The organism is Chromatiaceae bacterium (assembly GCA_024235395.1).
In the GTDB taxonomy this organism is placed as follows: domain Bacteria; phylum Pseudomonadota; class Gammaproteobacteria; order Chromatiales; family Chromatiaceae; genus Thiosocius.
The window spans coordinates 1,404,307-1,421,563 of sequence record JACKMK010000001.1 but is presented as its reverse complement, the minus strand read 5'-3'; the positions used below and the strand labels follow the sequence as shown (position 1 = coordinate 1,421,563).

The window sequence follows — 17,257 nt, the reverse complement described above, 5'->3', positions numbered from 1 at the left end:
GCCGTCGAACCTCTAAAACAAGTTTTGAAGACTGCAATACGCACTGAGGAGAATTCGACATGGCAATCAAAGTAGGTATCAACGGATTTGGCCGTATCGGTCGCATGGCTTTCCGCGCAATCGCCAAGGATTTCCCCGGCATCGAAGTCGTTGGCATCAACGATCTTCTGGAGCCCGATTACCTTGCCTACATGCTGAAGTACGACTCGGTGCACGGCAATTTCCAGGGTGACATCTCGGTCGAAGGCAACAACATGGTCGTCAACGGCAAGAAGATCCGTCTGACCGCCGAGCGCGATCCCGCCAACCTGAAGTGGGACGAAGTCGGTGCAGACCTGGTCATCGAATGCACCGGTTTCTTCCTGACCGAAGAGACCTGCCAGAAGCACATCGATGCCGGCGCCAAGAAGGTCGTGCAGAGCGCGCCTTCCAAGGACGCCACGCCGATGTTCGTCTACGGTGTGAACCATAAGACCTACGCCGGCCAGGCGATCGTGTCTGCTGCATCGTGCACCACCAACTGTCTGGCACCGGTTTCGAAGGTGCTGCACGACAATTGGGGCATCAAGCGTGGCCTGATGACCACCGTGCATGCAGCGACCGCGACCCAGAAGACCGTCGACGGCCCGTCGATGAAAGACTGGCGCGGTGGCCGCGGCATCCTCGAGAACATCATTCCCTCGTCGACCGGTGCCGCGAAGGCAGTGGGCAAGGTCCTGCCGGAATTGAACGGCAAGCTGACCGGCATGGCGTTCCGCGTGCCGACTTCCGATGTCTCGGTGGTCGACCTGACCGTCGAACTCGACAAAGCAGCCAAGTACGACGAGATCTGCGCCGCGATGAAAGCTGCATCGCAGTCCGGCGATCTCGCCGGGGTGCTCGCTTACACCGACGAGAAAGTCGTTGCGACCGACTTCCGTGGGCGCAGCACGCCGTCGATTTTCGACGCCGAGGCGGGTATCCAGCTCGATCCCACCTTCGTCAAGATCGTTGCCTGGTACGACAACGAGTACGGCTACACCTGCAACATGCTGCGCATGGTCGAGCACGTCGCGGGCTGATCGCGGAGCGCCGCTCGTGCCGTCCACGGATTGCACGAGTGGCGGTATCGCGAGCGGATTCGGTGACCATGGCAGCCCCTGCCTCGCCGATCGTGGGTTTGATCGAATGGGCCTGCGGACTCACCGGTGGGCTGGTGATTCGGGACGCCTGGCTCGGTTCGACCGGGTACACGATCAGGCAGGGTGGGCCGGCGACGATGGCCGAACCGCAAGTCTTTTTGGCACCGGCGACGATGCCGGGCAGGCGTGTGCTGATCGGGGGACGCCGCGCGATCGCGCGGATGCCTCGGCGTACGCGACACCGCGACGACGTTCCGGCGTGGGGCGCGACGACCACCGGGGGCGGACTGTGTTGGCGATCTGTTCGGATCTGACGCTCGAGGTGGCCTGTTACAGGCCCGAAAGACGGCCGCACCATCAAAGGCAGCTGCAAGCAGCCGCGTGCGGAGTTCCGGGTACTGCGTGCCGCCCTTCCGGCGCGGGCACGCGTCTCCAGAATCCTGCCCGCTCGGTGCCGGATGGCGAAGTTGCCCGCCAGCAACGTGGTCCGAACGGCGACACACGAATTCGCGGAATCGAAAGCATATCTGTACAGGAAACACTGCAATGGCTTTTTTGAAACTGACCGATCTAGACCTCGCGGGCAAACGGGTGCTGATTCGCGCCGACCTGAACGTGCCGGTGAAGGAGGGCAAAGTTACCTCGGATGCTCGCATCACGGCCTCGATGCCGACGGTTGAGCACTGTGCGAAAGCCGGCGCCAGGGTCATGGTGATGTCGCATCGCGGTCGTCCGGAAGAGGGCAAGGTCGACGAAGAAAACTCGATGCAGCCGATTGCCGATGACATGTCGGCGAAGCTGGGCAAAGAAGTCCGCCTGATCAAAGACTATCTCGATGGCGGTTTCGACGTTGCGGAAGGCGAGGTCGTGCTGCTCGAGAACGTGCGTTTCAACGCCGGTGAGAAAAAGGACAACGAACAACTGGCGCGGAAATATGCGGACCTGTGTGACGTGTTCGTCATGGATGCGTTCGGGACTGCGCATCGTGCGCAGGCGTCGACCCACGGCGTCGGCAAATTCGCGCCGGTCGCGTGTGCCGGTCTGTTGTTGGCCGAAGAGCTGGACGCGCTGGGCAAGGCGCTCGCGAACCCGGCGCGGCCGATGGTCGCGATCGTCGGTGGTTCCAAGGTTTCCACCAAGCTGACCGTGCTCGAGGCGCTTTCGGAAAAAGTCGACCAGCTGGTCGTCGGTGGCGGCATCGCGAATACCTTCCTCAAGGCGGCTGGCAAGAACGTCGGCAAATCGCTGTGCGAAGACGATTTGGTCCCCACTGCCCAGGCGCTCATGAAGAAGATGCAGGAGCGCGGCGCCAACATTCCGATTGCAACCGACGTCGTGGTTGGCAAGAAATTCGATGAGAACGAACCGGCTGTGTTGAAGAGTGCAGACGACGTCGCGGACGACGAAATGATCTTCGATATTGGTCCCAAGGCCGCCGCAGAGCTTGCCGAGATCATCGGCAAAGCCGGTACCATCGTCTGGAACGGACCTGTTGGCGTGTTCGAATTCGACCAGTTTGGCGAAGGCACCAAGACGGTGTCGATGGCGATCGCCAATGCCAAGGGTTTCAGCCTCGCGGGCGGCGGCGATACCATCGCCGCAATCCAGAAATACGACATCTATGACAAAGTGTCGTATATCTCGACGGCGGGCGGTGCTTTCCTCGAATACCTCGAAGGAAAAACGCTGCCAGCGGTCGCGATGCTTGAAGAAGCCGCCAGCAAATAAACCAATCGGTGTGGAGGCGATCCCGATCGCCTCTACACGAGAAGGACAGATGCTTAGACGCACAAAGATCGTAGCGACCATGGGTCCGGCCACCGATGACCCCAAGGTGCTGGACGAGGTACTACGTGCCGGGGTCGACGTCGTGCGGCTGAACATGTCGCACGGCAGCCACGAAGACCATGAGCGGCGCGCCGACTGGGTGCGCAATCGTGCCCGCGCCAGCGGTCGTCAGGTGGGCGTCCTGATCGACCTGCAGGGCCCGAAGATCCGTTGCGGAAAGTTCACCGGCGGCAAGGTCGAATTGAAACCCGATGACCGGTTCATTCTCGATACCGGCTGGGATATCAAGCAGGGCAACCAGGAGCGGGTCGGTGTCACCTATTCGACCCTGCATCAGGAGGTGGCACGGGGCGATACGCTGCTGCTGAATGACGGTCTGATTGTGCTCTGGGTCGATGAGGTGCAGGGCACCGAGGTCCGCTGCAAAGTCGTGATCGGGGGTACCTTGTCGAACAACAAGGGTATCAACAAGCTGGGCGGTGGCTTGTCCGCGCCCGCGCTGACGGAGAAGGACAGGGAAGATATCCGCTTTGCCGCACGCATCGAAGCCGACTACGTCGCGGTGTCGTTCGTGCGTTCTGCCGACGACGTGCATCAGACGCGTCAGTTGCTGCGCGAGGCGGGGGGACAGGGCGGAATCGTATCGAAGATCGAGCGCGCGGAGGCGTTGGACTGTATCGAAGAGATCATCGATGCGTCAGACGTGATCATGGTCGCGCGTGGCGACCTCGGCGTCGAGATCGGTGACGCCGAGCTTCCGGCCGTGCAGAAGCGCCTGATCAGCCTCGCGCGATCGATGAACTGCGTGGTGATCACCGCGACGCAGATGATGGAATCGATGATCCTCAATCCGATCCCGACCCGCGCCGAGGTGTTCGATGTCGCGAACGCCGTGATCGACGGTACCGACGCAGTGATGCTGTCAGCCGAATCGGCTGCGGGCAATTACCCGGTCAAGGCGATCGAGGCGATGGACCGGGTATGCAAAGAGGCGGAGAAGCAGTCCCAGACGCGCAAATCCGATCACCGGCTGCATTCCGTATTTGGCCGCATCGACGAAGCGATCGCGATGTCTACCATGTACACCGCGAACCATCTGGGTGTGGCTGCGATTGCCGCCCTGACCGAGTCCGGTTCGACCTGCAAATGGATGTCGCGTATTTCGTCTGGTATTCCGATCTATGCCTTGACTGGACAGGTGGCCACGCGTAGAAAAGTGACCCTGTTCAGGGGGGTATATCCGGTCAGTTTCGACTTGGAGCCCGGTATTGACTCGCGCCAAGCCAATACCGAGGTCATCGAAGAACTTCAGCGTCGCGGGGCGGTGCGTGATGACGACTTGGTCATCATTACCAAAGGCGACCTGAACGGTGTCTCGGGGGGTACCAACGTGATGAAAATCGTGCGCGTTGGGGAACACATACTGCCCAGTGGCGCATTAAATTTTGATTGAGACTCTCAGAACAAGGAGCAGACGATGGCACTGATTTCCCTGCGTCAAATGCTGGATCACGCCGCCGAAAATGGCTACGGCGTACCCGCTTTCAACGTCAACAACCTCGAACAGATGCGCGCGATCATGGAGGCCGCCGACGAAACCGATTCGCCGGTCATCGTCCAGGCTTCTGCCGGCGCGCGTAAATATGCCGGTGCGCCTTTCCTGCGGCACCTGATTCTCGCGGCAATCGAAGAGTTCCCGCATATTCCGGTATGCATGCATCAGGATCACGGCACCTCGCCGGCGGTATGTCAGCGCTCGATTCAGCTGGGCTTCAGCTCGGTGATGATGGATGGGTCGCTGGGTGAAGACGGCAAGACACCGACCAGCTACGAGTACAACGTCGATGTCACCCGTCGTACCGTGGAGATGGCGCATGCCTGTGGCGTGTCCGTCGAAGGCGAACTGGGTTGCCTGGGCTCGCTGGAAACCGGCATGGCGGGCGAAGAAGACGGTATCGGTGCTGAAGGCAAGCTGGATCACAGCCAGCTGTTGACCGATCCGGAGGAGGCCGCGGACTTCGTCAAGAAGACCGGCGTGGATGCGTTGGCCATCGCGATCGGAACTTCGCACGGTGCCTACAAGTTCACCCGTCCACCGACTGGAGACATCCTCGCGATCGAGCGTATCAAGGAGATCCACGCGCGCATCCCGAATACGCACCTCGTGATGCATGGTTCGTCGTCTGTCCCGCAGGACTGGCTGGCGATCATCAACGAGTACGGCGGAAACATGGGCGAAACCTATGGGGTGCCCGTCGAAGAGATCGTGGAAGGCATCAAGCACGGCGTGCGCAAGGTCAACATCGACACCGACCTGCGTATGGCTTCGACCGGCGCGGTTCGCAAATTCCTCGCCGAGAACACCAAGGAATTCGATCCGCGTAAGTTCCTGACGGCCGCGACCAAGGCGATGAAGGACATCTGCCGGGCGCGCTACGAGGCGTTCGGCACTGCCGGGAATGCCTCCAAGATCAAGGTTCTCAGCCTGGACGCGATGACCGGTCGTTACATGTCAGGCGAGCTCGACCCGAAGGTCAACTGACCACAAGGCGGCGCGCCGACACTCAGCGGGGCGACACAGCGCCCCGCACGCATTCGGACCCCGTTTGATACGGGGTCTTTTTTTGGCCGTGATCCACTACCGACAAGGTGCTCGGGTCGGGATCACGCGGCCGGCAGGGTGAGCAACGGCAATTGCAGTTCGCGCAGGATCTTGTCCGTGCGGCTGCCGCGCATTCGTTTCCAGGGTCCGACCGGATCGTGCATCTGCAACGCGACCAGGCCCGCGCCGAGCTCGCGCGCCGCGCGGGTGGCAGCGGATACCGGGTCGCCGCCAGCGCTCTCCTCGCGCCAGCTGACTCCCCCGGCCGACTGCGGCAGCACGATTGGAGGCGCCTGCGCGGTGTCGCCGACTCTCAACGCGACGATCTCGAGACCCTGGTCGGCGGCCAGCATAGGCAGCCAACCGCGGAGGTAGGTCATTGCGGCGTGCGGATCAGTTTCAGCGTCGAATATCCAGGCGACGCGCTTCAACGTGGAGCGGCCGGTATCCGGGTCGACGAACCCTCCGGCGCTTTTCGGCAGCATCAACGTGCGGCTGCGGGTCGCACGGCATACGCTGTCCGCGACAGAAGGGCGGAACAGGCGTGCGATGCCGGTGCGCCCTTCAGTGGCCATCACCAGCAGATCGGTTGGATTACGGCGCAGATAATCGGTGATGCCGTTGCGGGCGTCATCACGGATGGCCATCTTCGCGACGCCGACATGCAGGGATTCGGCGATGGCCGAACGTGGCGCATCCGGCGCCAGCAATCCCCATTTTGTCAGCGTCTGGCGGACGCCCGGGAAGCGATCCCAAGGCACGCTGTCGCGGCCTTCCGCGCCGGTGTGCAACAGCGTCAGGCGCGCCTGCAAGCGGACCGCCAGTGCCAGCGCATGGAAGAATGCGCGTTCGCTGGCGTCGCTGAAATCTGTCGTGACCAGGATCCTAGGGGTGAACTGTCGGTAGTCGGTCACTGTCCGGTTTCCTTTGCGGCCAAGGTCATTGTATGTGCGACCGAGGGCTGACGGCGCAACTGGTGCGCGTTTAAGCGGGGATGAATGGCGGTATAGTGGTACCGAAGTCTCAACGGGAGTGTCCGTGTATTCGAACAAGTTTCCATGTCCCTGTTGTGGGCACCGTGTATTCGACCACCAGCCGGGGTTCAACCAGCTGTGCCCGATCTGTGGCTGGGAAGACAGCCTGGATCAGTTGCGGTTCCCGACAATGCCCGGTAGTGCCAATCATGTCAGTTTGGTCGAAGCTCAGCAAAACTACGCGACACGGGGAACGTCGGAACGGCGCAGGGTGGGCCAGACACGCCGACCGCTGGAAGGCGAACCACGTGATGAACAGTGGCGTCCTGTGGATATCAGCCGGGACAACATCGAAGAGCCGCAAGCCGGTCAGAAGTACGCGGACTCCTATCCTTATGAGGACACGACCGTGCTGTATTACTGGCGTCCCACCTACTGGCGGCGGATTGTCGGGTGATTCAGTAAAGCACCAGCGGCGGCAGGTCGAGTTCCGCCAGCTGCTCTCGCAGGTCCTGTACGTGCTGTGACCAATAATGGTCGGATGCGGCCCAAGGAAACGCCGCCGGGAACGCCGGGTCAGGCCAGCGTTTCGCCAGCCAGCCGCTGTAGTGGACCAGCCGCAGGCCGCGCAGTGGTTCGATCATCGCAAGTTCGCGCAGATCCAGATCGTGGAACAGGCGATAACCGTCGAGCATCGCGCTGAGCTGGAGCGTGCGCTCAGTGCGGTCGCCGTGCAGCAGCATCCACAGATCCTGGATCGCGGGACCGTTACGACAATCATCGAGATCCACGAAATGCGGACCCAGATCGGTCCACAGTATGTTGCCGTGGTGACAGTCGCCATGCAGCCGGATCCGGGCCGCATCGACGGCCGCGAAGCGGTGCTCGATCTCGGTCAGCAGCTGTTCGCTGATCGTGGCGTAGGCGGCGCGCTCATGCCGTGGCAGCAGTGGGCTGTTCAGCACCTCCTCGCGCGCGGTCCAGCCCATGCCCGCGACATCCAGGTTCGGGCGGTGCGCGAACGGCCGGGCCTGTCCGGCAAGGTGGATGCGACCGATGAAGCGGCCTATCCATTCGAGTTGGTCGAGGTCACCGGGCTCCGGCGCCCTTCCTCCCCGGCGAGGAAACAGCGAGAAGCGGAACCCACCGTGCCGTAGCAGGCTTTCTCCGCTGGCGTCTCGCCAAGGCGCAACCACCGGGATCTCCGCTGCAGCCAGTTCGTGGGAGAAGTCGTGTTCCTCGACGATCTGTTGGTCGGTCCAGCGGTCGGGGCGGTAGAACTTGGCCACCAGCGGCGCCTGTCCTTCGACGCCGACCTGGAACACGCGGTTTTCGTAACTGTTCAACGCCAGGAGATGGCCGTCGGGGTCCAACCCGGCGGCGGCTACGGCATCCAGGATCAGGTCGGGAGTCAGGGACTCGTAAGGGTGGCTCAAGCGGATCCATCCTTCGCCAGCAACCTGTCGAGGCGCCTGCGATCGAAACCGTCGATACGCGTGTCGCCGACCAGCAGCACCGGTACGCCGCGGGCGCCGAGGCGCGCAAAGGCCTTCTGGGCGCGCGGGCTCTTCTGGATGTCCAGTTCCTGAAAGCGCAGTCCCTTCTGACGCAGGTACTGCTTGACCTGACGGCAGTGGGGGCAGTCTGGAGCGGTAAACAACGTGATGCGTGGTACTGCCGACATGGCGCTAGATCGTGGGGCTGGTGGCGTGCGGCGACCCGCGGTTCAACGACCCGTCAGCCGGGTCTCGGCCTCGCGGTATTTCGCCGCCGTCTTGTCGATGATTTCCTGCGGCAGCATCGGTCCGGGCGGGGTCTTGTCCCAGTCGAGGGTTTCCAGGTAATCGCGCACGAACTGCTTGTCGAAACTGGGTGGGCTGATCCCCGGACGGTATTGATCGGCCGGCCAGAAACGCGACGAATCGGGCGTGAGGATCTCGTCGATCAGGTGCAGCCTGCCGTGGTCATCGACACCAAACTCGAACTTGGTGTCGGCGATGATGATGCCGCGTTCCAATGCGTACGCCGCGGAATCCTTGTAGATGGCCAGACTGACGTCGCGTACCCGTGCTGCGAGTTCCGCACCGAGCAACTGTTCGGTGTGCGCAAAATCGATATTCGTGTCGTGTTCGCCGGCACCCGCTTTTGTGGAGGGGGTGAAGATCGGCTCGGGCAGACGGTCCGCCATGCGCAGCCCGCCGGGAAGTGCAATGCCGCAGATGCTGCCGTTCGCCTGGTAGTCCTTCCAGCCGGAACCGATCAGGTAGCCGCGCACGATTGCCTCGACGGGCAAGGGCTTGAGCTTCCTGACGACGATCGCGCGCTCGCCGAGCGCCGCCCGTTCCACCGGGTCGGTGACCACTTGGTCGAGCGGTCGGTCGCTGAGGTGGTTCGGGATGATGTCGCGTGTGCGTTGAAACCAGAAATTGGCCACGCGGGTCAGTACCTCGCCCTTGCCCGGAATCGGCTGCGGCAGCACCACGTCGAATGCCGACAGCCGATCCGTAGCGACGATCAAAAGGTGGTCGTCATCGATCTCGTAGACGTCGCGGACCTTGCCGCGGTTGATCAAGGTGAGTCCGGAGAGCGCGGATTGGTGCAGGGCAGGCATTTCAGGCTCGGGTCGATTTGGGCGCCACAGTATAGCGTCGCGGGACGATTGGTGGCATCGTGTCGGCATGACCCAGCACGAAGCCGAAGCCAGCGGCGATGCGCCCGCAGTGGCGGATCCCGAAGCGTACCTCCGCGCGTTTCGCGGCAGCTTCACGTCCGCTTTGCGCTGGCCGCAACTCGACGCGTTGTGGGATCGGCTGCGTGCCGCACCAAGGGGTTGGTTCGTATACGCGGTGGGCGAGCCGCCACCGGTCGAGGCGCTGGCCGAGGTGGATCTGCTGCGCTTTATCGATGAGATCGACCAGCTGCTGCACCGAGAACACGCGCATGACTACTGTGGAATCGTCTACGCGGACGATCCGGCCGCGCCATCGATGATCAAGATCTACGATCCGAACAATCTCGGCGTCAGCTGCGGGTACAGCGACAATCCGCCGCTCCCGGGCTGGGTGCTGAGCCGGCTGCCGCCCCCTGATCTCGCCGCCGCCCGACAGCCGGCGGGCCGACGACGTTGGTGGCAGCGACTGTTCGGCAGTTGAATTGCCGTGGCCTGCGCAGGGTAGCTCGACCAGGGGCCGGTGCTAGTATCCGTCGGACATCTGGGGTTTTGACGGCCGCGCAGTGCAGCGTAGTCCGGACTCGTATTTGAGAGGCAGTGACGATGAGCGATCGGCAGCAGAGCGAGGCGTTGAGCGACATTACCCAGGCCGTCATGGGTCTGCTGGATTCGTGGCAGCTCGATTCGCGCGAGATTCAGGGCGTGTTGTGTCTGCCCGACACCATGCGTGCCCGGGCACTCAACAAGCTGCGTGAAGGTACCCAGCTGCTGCCGGACGATCCGGCGACCTTGCGTCGCGCAGGTTATCTGCTGCGCATTGCCGACGCGCTACGTACCACCTACCCGTTGAACCCCCGCATGGCTGGACGCTGGGTGCGCCAGGGGCACCGTCGGTTCGGTCGGCGCTCACCGCTGGCGATCATGCTCGGTGACGGTGAGCGCGGCATGATCGCGGTGCTCTCGGAACTCGACTGCACCTTCTCCTGGGATCTGACCGGCTCCAAATCGATGGGCTACCGCCCTGCCGGCAACTGAAAGCCGATCCAGCGGGTGGTCATCTATCCACACCACAGCCGTCGGCGGTTTTGCCGCTTTTTGTGACGAATTTCCGTCATTCCAATGGTTCCTGCTCTAAGCAACTGATTGACTGAATGTTTTATGAGCCATCGGCGCGATCTGTGAGCGTGCCCCCGATCGCCGCCCGGCCAGCACAAACCATTCACAGAGTTATCCACAGGTTTTGGCGCGCAGTAATCGCCGGTCGGCGTCTTTGCTGTCGGTGTTGACACACAATCTGATATCGCGGGCCCATCGGCGCAGGTATAATCGCGCGCCCGCTGTCCCGCCCCGGTGATTCCCCTTGATCCAGAACCTCAGAAACATCGCGATCATCGCGCACGTCGACCATGGCAAGACCACCCTGGTCGACGAACTGCTCAAACAATCCGGCACGCTCGGTGACCGGTTTGGTCGCGTCGAGCGGGTGATGGATTCGAACGACCAGGAACGCGAGCGCGGGATCACCATCCTTGCGAAGAACACCGCGATTCGCTGGAAGGACTATCGGATCAACATCGTGGACACTCCGGGGCACGCCGATTTCGGCGGTGAGGTCGAACGCGTCCTGTCGATGGTCGATTCTGTGCTGCTGCTGGTCGATGCCCAGGAGGGGCCGATGCCGCAGACGCGGTTCGTGACCCAGAAGGCGTTCAAGCACGGTCTGCGGCCGATCGTGGTGGTCAACAAGATCGACAAACCCGGCGCGCGGCCGAGCTGGGTCGTCAACCAGGTGTTCGAACTTTTCGACAACCTCGGGGCGAGCGATGCGCAGCTCGACTTCCCGATCATCTACGCGTCGGCGATCAATGGCTACGCCTCGGCCGACGACAGCGTCCGCGAGGGCGATATGACGCCGTTGTTCGAGGCGATCATCGAACACTGCCCGGTCCCGGAGGTCGATCCCAAGGGCCCGCTGCAGATGCAGATCTCGAATCTCGACTACAACAGCTACGTGGGCGCGATCGCGGTCGGCCGGATCACCCGGGGCAGCATTCGGCCGAACCAGCAGGTGGTCGTCGTCAAGTACGACGGTGAGACGCACAAGGCCAGGATCGGCTTGGTATATGGCTACCTCGGGCTGCAGCGTCACGAGGTGGCCGAGGCGAGTGCCGGCGACATCATCGCGATCACCGGGATCGAGGCCCCGAATGTCTCGGACACCCTGTGCGATCCGGATGCCATTGAGGCATTGCCGCCGTTGACGGTCGACGAACCCACTGTATCCATGACCTTCCAGGTCAACAGTTCGCCGTTCGCCGGACGCGAAGGCAAGTACCTGACCTCGCGCCAGCTGAAAGAGCGCCTCGAACGCGAACTGATCCACAACGTGGCACTGCGCGTGGAGGAGGGTACCGATCCAGAGAAATTCAAGGTCTCCGGACGCGGCGAGCTGCACCTCTCGGTGCTGCTAGAAAACATGCGCCGTGAGGGTTTCGAGCTGGCGGTGTCGCGCCCGGAGGTGATCTTCCGCGAAGTGGAAGGCGAGGTCTGCGAACCCTACGAACAGCTCACGGTGGACGTCGAAACGGATGACCAGGGCGCGGTCATGGAGGCGCTCGGCGTTCGCAAGGGCGAACTCCGTGACATGCAGCCGGACGGGCAGGGACGGGTCCGCCTCGACTACCTGATCCCTTCGCGCGGGCTGATCGGTTTCCAGACCGAGTTCATGACCACCACCTCGGGTACCGGCCTGATCTACCATGTGTTCGACCACTACGGACCGGCGCAGCACGGTGGCATCGCGCCGCGCAAAAACGGGGTGATGATCTCCAACGGCACCGGCAAGGTGCTGGGTTATGCATTGATGAACCTGCAGGAGCGTGGGCGGCTGTTCGTCAAGCCGGGCGACGAGGTGTACGAGGGGCAGGTCGTCGGCATCCACGCACGCGACAACGACCTGACCGTGAATCCGTTGAAGGCGAAGCAGCTCACCAATATTCGCGCCGCGGGCAAGGATGATGCGGTGATGCTGACCCCGGCGATTCGTCTCAGCCTGGAGCAGGCGCTGGAATTCATCGAGGACGACGAGCTGGTGGAGATCACGCCGAATGCGATCCGCCTGCGCAAGCGATTCCTCAAGGAGCACGAACGCAAAAGGTCTGCACGCGGCTGAGTCACCTTACCGCGACCCGCTGCCACAGAACGTTTAGACTTGGCGGCCATGAGAGACCTTTACCCAGAGATCCTTCCGTACCGCGCGCAGCATCTCGCGGTCGATGACCGGCATTCGTTGTATGTCGAAGAGGTCGGTCATCCGGACGGGCAGCCGGCGCTGTTCCTGCACGGTGGTCCGGGTGCCGGCTGTGAACCCTATCATCGCCGATTCTTCGACCCGCAGCGTTACCGGGTGGTGCTGTTCGACCAGCGCGGAGCAGGGCGTTCGACGCCGCACGCCGAACTGCGCGACAACACCACCTGGGATCTGGTCGCGGATATCGAGAGGATACGCGAGCACCTGGGTATCGACCGCTGGCTGGTATTCGGTGGTTCCTGGGGATCGACACTCGCCCTGGCCTATGCACAGACCCACCCGGAGCGCGTCAGCGCGCTGGTCCTGCGCGGCATCTTTTTGTGTCGGCCGCACGAGATCGCCTGGTTCTATCAGCAGGGGGCGAGCCGTCTGTTCCCGGACTACTGGCAGGACTACGTCGCGCCGATCGATATCGCCGAGCGCGGCGACCTGTTGTCCGCCTATCACCGTCTGCTGACCGGCGACGACGAGTTGCGGCGTCTTGCGGCGGCCAAGGCCTGGTCGCTTTGGGAGGGCCGTACGGCGACCCTGATGCCGAACGATCAGGTTGCGGCGCATTTCGTGCAACCGCATGTCGCGCTGAGTCTGGCACGCATCGAGTGCCACTATTTCATGCATGACACTTTTCTGCGACCGAACCAGCTGCTCGAGGATGCGCACCGCCTGAATGGCATCCCGGGCGTGATCGTGCACGGCCGCTACGATGCGATCTGCCCGCTCGAAAACGCGTGGGAACTGCATCGTGCGTGGGCGGGTAGCGAGCTGGCGATCATTCCCGGTGCCGGCCATTCGGCGACCGAGCCGGGGATTCGCAGTCGGCTCGTAGAGGCGACCGACGCGTTCGCCGGTGATTGAACCGCGTACGCCGCTCAGTGGCCGGCGAACAGGGTCTCCGCCAACTCCACAGTGCGCACCTGCGCGAACTTGAGCTGGGCAAAGGCGGCCTGCTGTGCCGCGGGATCGAGTCCAAGTCGCAAAAGACGCAGGTCTTCGGTCCACCCGGAATCGCGTTGCAGGGTCGCACGCATGCTGGTGGCGGCGCTCACCAACTGGGCCAGGACCGACGCCTGGGCGTCGGCCCGCTGCTGCGACGCAATTGCCTCCTGCAGGACTTCTGGCAGGTTCCAGGCCTCGGCCAATTGAGCGCTGGCCTCGATGTAACCCAGTCCGCACAGCGCTTCGAGGTGGCGGTCCAGGCTGCCCGGGGGACCGTCGTGTGTGGCTTCGAGCGCCGCGCCGGTTTCTCGCGGTAGTGCCTCGGCGAGCCACAGCAGGCCAAGGTTGCTCAACAACGCCGCGGTGCGCGCAGTAGAGACTTCGTCGCGTTGGATTCGCTGGGCCAGCGCGTTGGCCGCTTCGGCATTCAGCAATGCCGAAATCCAGAACGCCGCGGCGTCGAACGCCGGGCAGCGTGCGGGATTGAACGGTTGTGCGACGGCAAGCGCGATGCTTGCGGTACGCACGACGCGCAAGCCAAGCCGGCTGCAAGCGGCCTCGAGTGAGGTGACGGGACTGATCGGTGAAGACCAGGCGGAGTTGGCGAGTGCGAGCAGTCGGCCGGCAACACTGGGTACGCGTTCGATCGCGCGTGCAATCTCGTTGAACGGCAGGTCCTCGTGTAGTGCCCGCAACAGGTAGGGTGCACCCGGCGGCAATACCGGTACGCGGTCCCGCAGCGTCGGACGCAACGGTTGGAGGTCCTGGGGGCGGGCATGTTCAGGCATCACTGGCTCCTCGTTGCGCCGCGGTCTGCGCCCAGTGGGTGCGTGTCGCGATGCTGAAAAATGGACCGCGGTCGACGAGTGCCGGGATGGCGTCCGCCTGTACAGGGAACGAAAAATGATAGCCCTGTGCCAGGTCACAACTCAGTCCCGCGAGCACGGCCGCCTGCTCGCGCTGCTCGACGCCCTCGGCGACAACGTTGAAGCCGAGTGCGTGTGCCAGCCCGATGATGGTGCCGAGCATTACCGCGTCGCTGCTGTTATCCAGCACGTCGGCGACGAACACCCGGTCCACCTTCAGGGTATTGATCGGCAGGTTGCGCAGCGAGCCCAACGAAGAATATCCGGTGCCGAAGTCGTCGATCGAAATGCGTACACCGAGCCCCTGCAATTCGCGCAATACCCTGAGTGACGTCGCATCCGACTGTACCGCCGATTCGGTGAGTTCGATCTCGAGCAGATTGGCCGGCAGGCCCGTTTCGGCCAGCGCACTGCGCACCGTCGCGACCAGCGTCGGATCATGCAGGTGGAGCGGTGAAATGTTCACCGCCATGCGGATCTCCGGCAGGCCGGCGTCCGCCCAGGCCGCAGCCTGGCGGCAGGCGGCGAGCAAGACCCAGTTACCGAGTCGGCAGATCAACCCGATGCGTTCCAGTGTCGAGATGAATTCCACCGGTAGGACCAGTTCGTTTTCCGATCTGCGCCAGCGCACCAGGGCCTCGACCGCGACAATATGTCCACTGTGCAGGTCGATCTGCGGCTGGTAGTGCAGTTCGAACTCACTGTTGTCGATGGCGACCCGCAGGTTCTGTTCATGGGCCAGGCGGCGTTCGGTCTGTTCGGTCATCTCAGGGCGATAGAACGCGAAGCGGTGCTTGCCGGACTGTTTGGCCGCGTACATCGCACTGTCGGCCGCTTTCAACAGGTCACTTGCGCTGTCGCCGTCGTCCGGAAATCGCGCGAGTCCGATGCTCGCCTGGGGTCGCCAGCTGTGCGAGGCCAGATCGAGTGGCTGATTGATGGCATCGAGGCAGCGTGTCGCGACATCGGCGGCGTCCACGGCATCGCTGCTGTCGTCCAGGAGGATGCAAAACTCGTCGCCACCCAGACGGGCGACGAAGTCGATATCGCGTACGACGCTCTGCAAACGTTGCGCCACGCTGACCAGCATCGCATCACCGAGGTCATGGCCCAGGCTGTCGTTGACGTCCTTGAAACCATCCAGGTCGAGCAGCAGCAGGGTGAATTCCTGCGTGCGTCGACGTGCGACTTTGATCGTCTCCTCGATGTGTTGCATGAGGTGGTTGCGGCTCGCGAGCCCGGTCAGGGTGTCGAAATATGCCATCCTGCGGATGCGCTCGGCCGACCTGCGCTGTTCGGTGACATCCTGCACCGTGCCAAGCAGCACGTCACCCGTAGTCCCGGTTATCAGTTCCAGGTCCTGCTGTACGATCGCGACGTCGCCATTCGTGCGGGTCACACGGTAGTCGAACGTCGATGCACGCCGGTCGCGCACCGCAGCCTGCAGCCGTTCGCCAACCTGGGCACGGTCATCGTCGTGAACCAGCGCAAGAAAACCTTCGATGTCCGACGGCGATGTGTCGGCCGAAACGCCGCACAGGTCGCACAGGTTTTCCGACACGTCGAAGCGGCCGCTGGCTTGATGCCAGCGCCAGTAACCCAGGCGGGCGACACGCTGCGCAGTCAACAGCATCGCCTTGTGTTCGCGCAACGCTGCTTCGGTTTCGCCGGCCCTCAGCATGAACTGGATGCGCTGGATCATCACCGGATAGCTCACGGGCTTGGTCGAAAACCCGGTTGCACCCGCGTGAAACGCGCGTTCGACGGATTCCACATCGTTGAGGCCGGTAACCATCAGTATCGGCACATTCGCGCTGCCCGGTTGCTCGCGCAGCCGGCGACAGGTTTCGAAACCGTCGATGCCGCGCATGACCGCGTCCAGCAATATCAGATCCGGCTGGTAATCTGCGAACACCCGAATGGCCTCGATGCCGTCGGCGGCCTCCTCGGTATCGAACCCTGCGGCACGCAGCGATTCGCGGGTCGCGAGACGGAACAGCGCGTCGTCGTCGACGACCATGATGCGCTTCGCCGTTGTGCGCCGGACCGGCTCCGGGTCAGTCGTGTCGAGCGGTGGCGGATGCGATTTGCCGGTGTCCAGCTCGGCGAGTGCCGCGAAGGTGGCTTCGGCCGACGTTTCTATTGCCGTGACCGCGGCGGCGAGCTGCGTGCGATCCTTTGCGGCGGCGACCTGTTCGAGCATCGCGCACTGCGTGGACATCGCCGTGGCGCCGAGATTTGCGGCTGCCGATTTGAGCCCGTGTGCGGCCTCATACGCGGCGGTAAAGTTGTCCGACGCAGCCGCTGCGTAGAGCTCGGCCAGCCGCCGCGGCGCACTGTCGAGAAACAGGCGCACGACGTCGCCCAGCAGGTCCTTGCCACGTACCTCCCCCAGCCGGCGCAACTCCTCGAGGGTGGCCGCATCCAGCGCGGCCGGTGGAGCGGAGTCTGCGCCCGTCGATGGCCCGGGTGCTGGCCAACCATGCAGCCAGGTGTCCAGAAGTGCGTCCACCCGCGCACCATCGATCGGCTTGCCCAGGTAATCGTCGATCGACGCAGATCGCATCGACGCGGCCACGGTCTCGTGGCTGTCCGCGGTCATCAGCACGATCGGCACAGGTGGCGTCGCCCGCTCCCGCTCTTGCTGCCTGATTGCGACGGCGGCGGCGAAGCCGTCGACCGTCGGCAGGTGGGCGTCCATGAAAATGATGCCGTAGGCATGTGCGGCGGCAGCGTCGATCGCCGCCGCGCCGTCGGTTACCACGTCCACGGCGAATTCCCGCGATTCCAACATCGCCTTGGCGATCTCGCGGTTGACAAAGTCGTCCTCCACCAGCAGCGCACGCGCCCGTTCGTGCGGCTTTGACGGATCGGAGGGCGCCACCCGGTCGGTCGAATGTCCGCTGAAGAGACCCCGCAGCGCGTTCAACGTGCGATGCACGAACGAAGGCGATGGCCGTCTCTTTCGGTCACCCGTTGCGTGCATTCC

15 protein-coding genes are annotated in these 17,257 nt (G+C 63.1%); 9 read left to right on the top strand and 6 right to left on the bottom strand.

The annotated features are described in order from the left end of the window. The first annotated feature begins 59 nt into the window (after positions 1-59). From gap to H6955_06595, 4 genes are all read left to right on the top strand, one after another. Positions 60-1,061 carry a type I glyceraldehyde-3-phosphate dehydrogenase gene (gene gap, locus H6955_06610; protein MCP5313207.1) on the top strand — a complete coding sequence of 334 codons (1,002 nt, stop codon included), beginning with the start codon at positions 60-62 and terminating at the stop codon, positions 1,059-1,061. A gap of 606 nt (positions 1,062-1,667) precedes the next feature. After that, positions 1,668-2,849, top strand: a complete 1,182-nt coding sequence (locus tag H6955_06605; GenBank protein ID MCP5313206.1) for a phosphoglycerate kinase — start codon at positions 1,668-1,670, stop codon at positions 2,847-2,849. A 49-nt stretch (positions 2,850-2,898) separates the two neighbouring features. Then, on the top strand, positions 2,899-4,362 hold the full coding sequence (pyk, locus tag H6955_06600) for a pyruvate kinase (protein ID MCP5313205.1): 1,464 nt from the start codon (positions 2,899-2,901) through the stop codon (positions 4,360-4,362). A 24-nt stretch (positions 4,363-4,386) separates the two neighbouring features. Beyond that, positions 4,387-5,451: a fructose-bisphosphate aldolase class II gene (locus H6955_06595; GenBank protein MCP5313204.1), complete on the top strand. Its 1,065-nt coding sequence runs from the start codon at positions 4,387-4,389 to the stop codon at positions 5,449-5,451. A 122-nt stretch (positions 5,452-5,573) separates the two neighbouring features. Here H6955_06595 and H6955_06590 read toward each other — a convergent pair whose 3' ends face one another. Continuing rightward, entirely contained in the window at positions 5,574-6,425 is an 852-nt protein-coding gene (locus H6955_06590; protein MCP5313203.1) for a universal stress protein, read from the bottom strand. Between the two features lie 124 nt (positions 6,426-6,549). On the opposite strand from H6955_06590, the gene H6955_06585 reads away from it, so the two are divergent. Further along, positions 6,550-6,942 carry a hydrolase gene (locus H6955_06585; GenBank protein ID MCP5313202.1) on the top strand — a complete coding sequence of 131 codons (393 nt, stop codon included), beginning with the start codon at positions 6,550-6,552 and terminating at the stop codon, positions 6,940-6,942. Between the two features lies 1 nt (position 6,943). On the opposite strand, the gene H6955_06580 is transcribed toward H6955_06585, so the two are convergent. From H6955_06580 to H6955_06570, 3 genes are read right to left on the bottom strand one after another with little or no spacing between them, the layout of a single operon-like run. Further along, positions 6,944-7,921, bottom strand: a complete 978-nt coding sequence (locus tag H6955_06580; protein MCP5313201.1) for a serine/threonine protein kinase — start codon at positions 7,919-7,921, stop codon at positions 6,944-6,946. Next, on the bottom strand, positions 7,918-8,169 hold the full coding sequence (locus H6955_06575; protein ID MCP5313200.1) for a glutathione S-transferase N-terminal domain-containing protein: 252 nt from the start codon (positions 8,167-8,169) through the stop codon (positions 7,918-7,920). The genes H6955_06580 and H6955_06575 overlap by 4 nt, the downstream gene beginning before the upstream one ends. 42 nt (positions 8,170-8,211) lie before the next feature. Further along, positions 8,212-9,096: a phosphoribosylaminoimidazolesuccinocarboxamide synthase gene (locus H6955_06570; protein ID MCP5313199.1), complete on the bottom strand. Its 885-nt coding sequence runs from the start codon at positions 9,094-9,096 to the stop codon at positions 8,212-8,214. Between the two features lie 109 nt (positions 9,097-9,205). On the opposite strand from H6955_06570, the gene H6955_06565 reads away from it, so the two are divergent. The 4 genes from H6955_06565 (at position 9,206) to pip (ending at position 13,321) form a co-directional block, all read left to right on the top strand. Next, on the top strand, positions 9,206-9,637 hold the full coding sequence (locus H6955_06565; protein MCP5313198.1) for a hypothetical protein: 432 nt from the start codon (positions 9,206-9,208) through the stop codon (positions 9,635-9,637). Positions 9,638-9,759: 122 nt separating this feature from the next. Further along, positions 9,760-10,191 carry a DUF2384 domain-containing protein gene (locus tag H6955_06560; protein ID MCP5313197.1) on the top strand — a complete coding sequence of 144 codons (432 nt, stop codon included), beginning with the start codon at positions 9,760-9,762 and terminating at the stop codon, positions 10,189-10,191. Positions 10,192-10,516: 325 nt separating this feature from the next. After that, entirely contained in the window at positions 10,517-12,328 is a 1,812-nt protein-coding gene (gene typA / locus H6955_06555) for a translational GTPase TypA (GenBank protein ID MCP5313196.1), read from the top strand. Between the two features lie 48 nt (positions 12,329-12,376). Then, positions 12,377-13,321, top strand: a complete 945-nt coding sequence (pip, locus tag H6955_06550; protein ID MCP5313195.1) for a prolyl aminopeptidase — start codon at positions 12,377-12,379, stop codon at positions 13,319-13,321. Between the two features lie 14 nt (positions 13,322-13,335). On the opposite strand, the gene H6955_06545 is transcribed toward pip, so the two are convergent. Beyond that, positions 13,336-14,190: an HDOD domain-containing protein gene (locus tag H6955_06545; protein MCP5313194.1), complete on the bottom strand. Its 855-nt coding sequence runs from the start codon at positions 14,188-14,190 to the stop codon at positions 13,336-13,338. Beyond that, positions 14,183-17,197, bottom strand: coding sequence for an EAL domain-containing protein (locus H6955_06540; GenBank protein ID MCP5313193.1), 3,015 nt, complete (start codon positions 17,195-17,197; stop codon positions 14,183-14,185). Before H6955_06540 ends, H6955_06545 begins: the two co-directional genes overlap by 8 nt. Positions 17,198-17,257: the final 60 nt, after the last annotated feature.

Coding starts and splice junctions, on each gene's coding strand:
- H6955_06545 (MCP5313194.1), bottom strand. CDS start 14,190: ATGCCTGAACATGCCCGCCCCCAGGACCTCCAACCGTTGCGTCCGACG.
- H6955_06595 (MCP5313204.1), top strand. CDS start 4,387: ATGGCACTGATTTCCCTGCGTCAAATGCTGGATCACGCCGCCGAAAAT.
- H6955_06575 (MCP5313200.1), bottom strand. CDS start 8,169: ATGTCGGCAGTACCACGCATCACGTTGTTTACCGCTCCAGACTGCCCC.
- pyk (MCP5313205.1), top strand. CDS start 2,899: ATGCTTAGACGCACAAAGATCGTAGCGACCATGGGTCCGGCCACCGAT.
- pip (MCP5313195.1), top strand. CDS start 12,377: ATGAGAGACCTTTACCCAGAGATCCTTCCGTACCGCGCGCAGCATCTC.
- H6955_06570 (MCP5313199.1), bottom strand. CDS start 9,096: ATGCCTGCCCTGCACCAATCCGCGCTCTCCGGACTCACCTTGATCAAC.
- H6955_06605 (MCP5313206.1), top strand. CDS start 1,668: ATGGCTTTTTTGAAACTGACCGATCTAGACCTCGCGGGCAAACGGGTG.
- gap (MCP5313207.1), top strand. CDS start 60: ATGGCAATCAAAGTAGGTATCAACGGATTTGGCCGTATCGGTCGCATG.
- H6955_06560 (MCP5313197.1), top strand. CDS start 9,760: ATGAGCGATCGGCAGCAGAGCGAGGCGTTGAGCGACATTACCCAGGCC.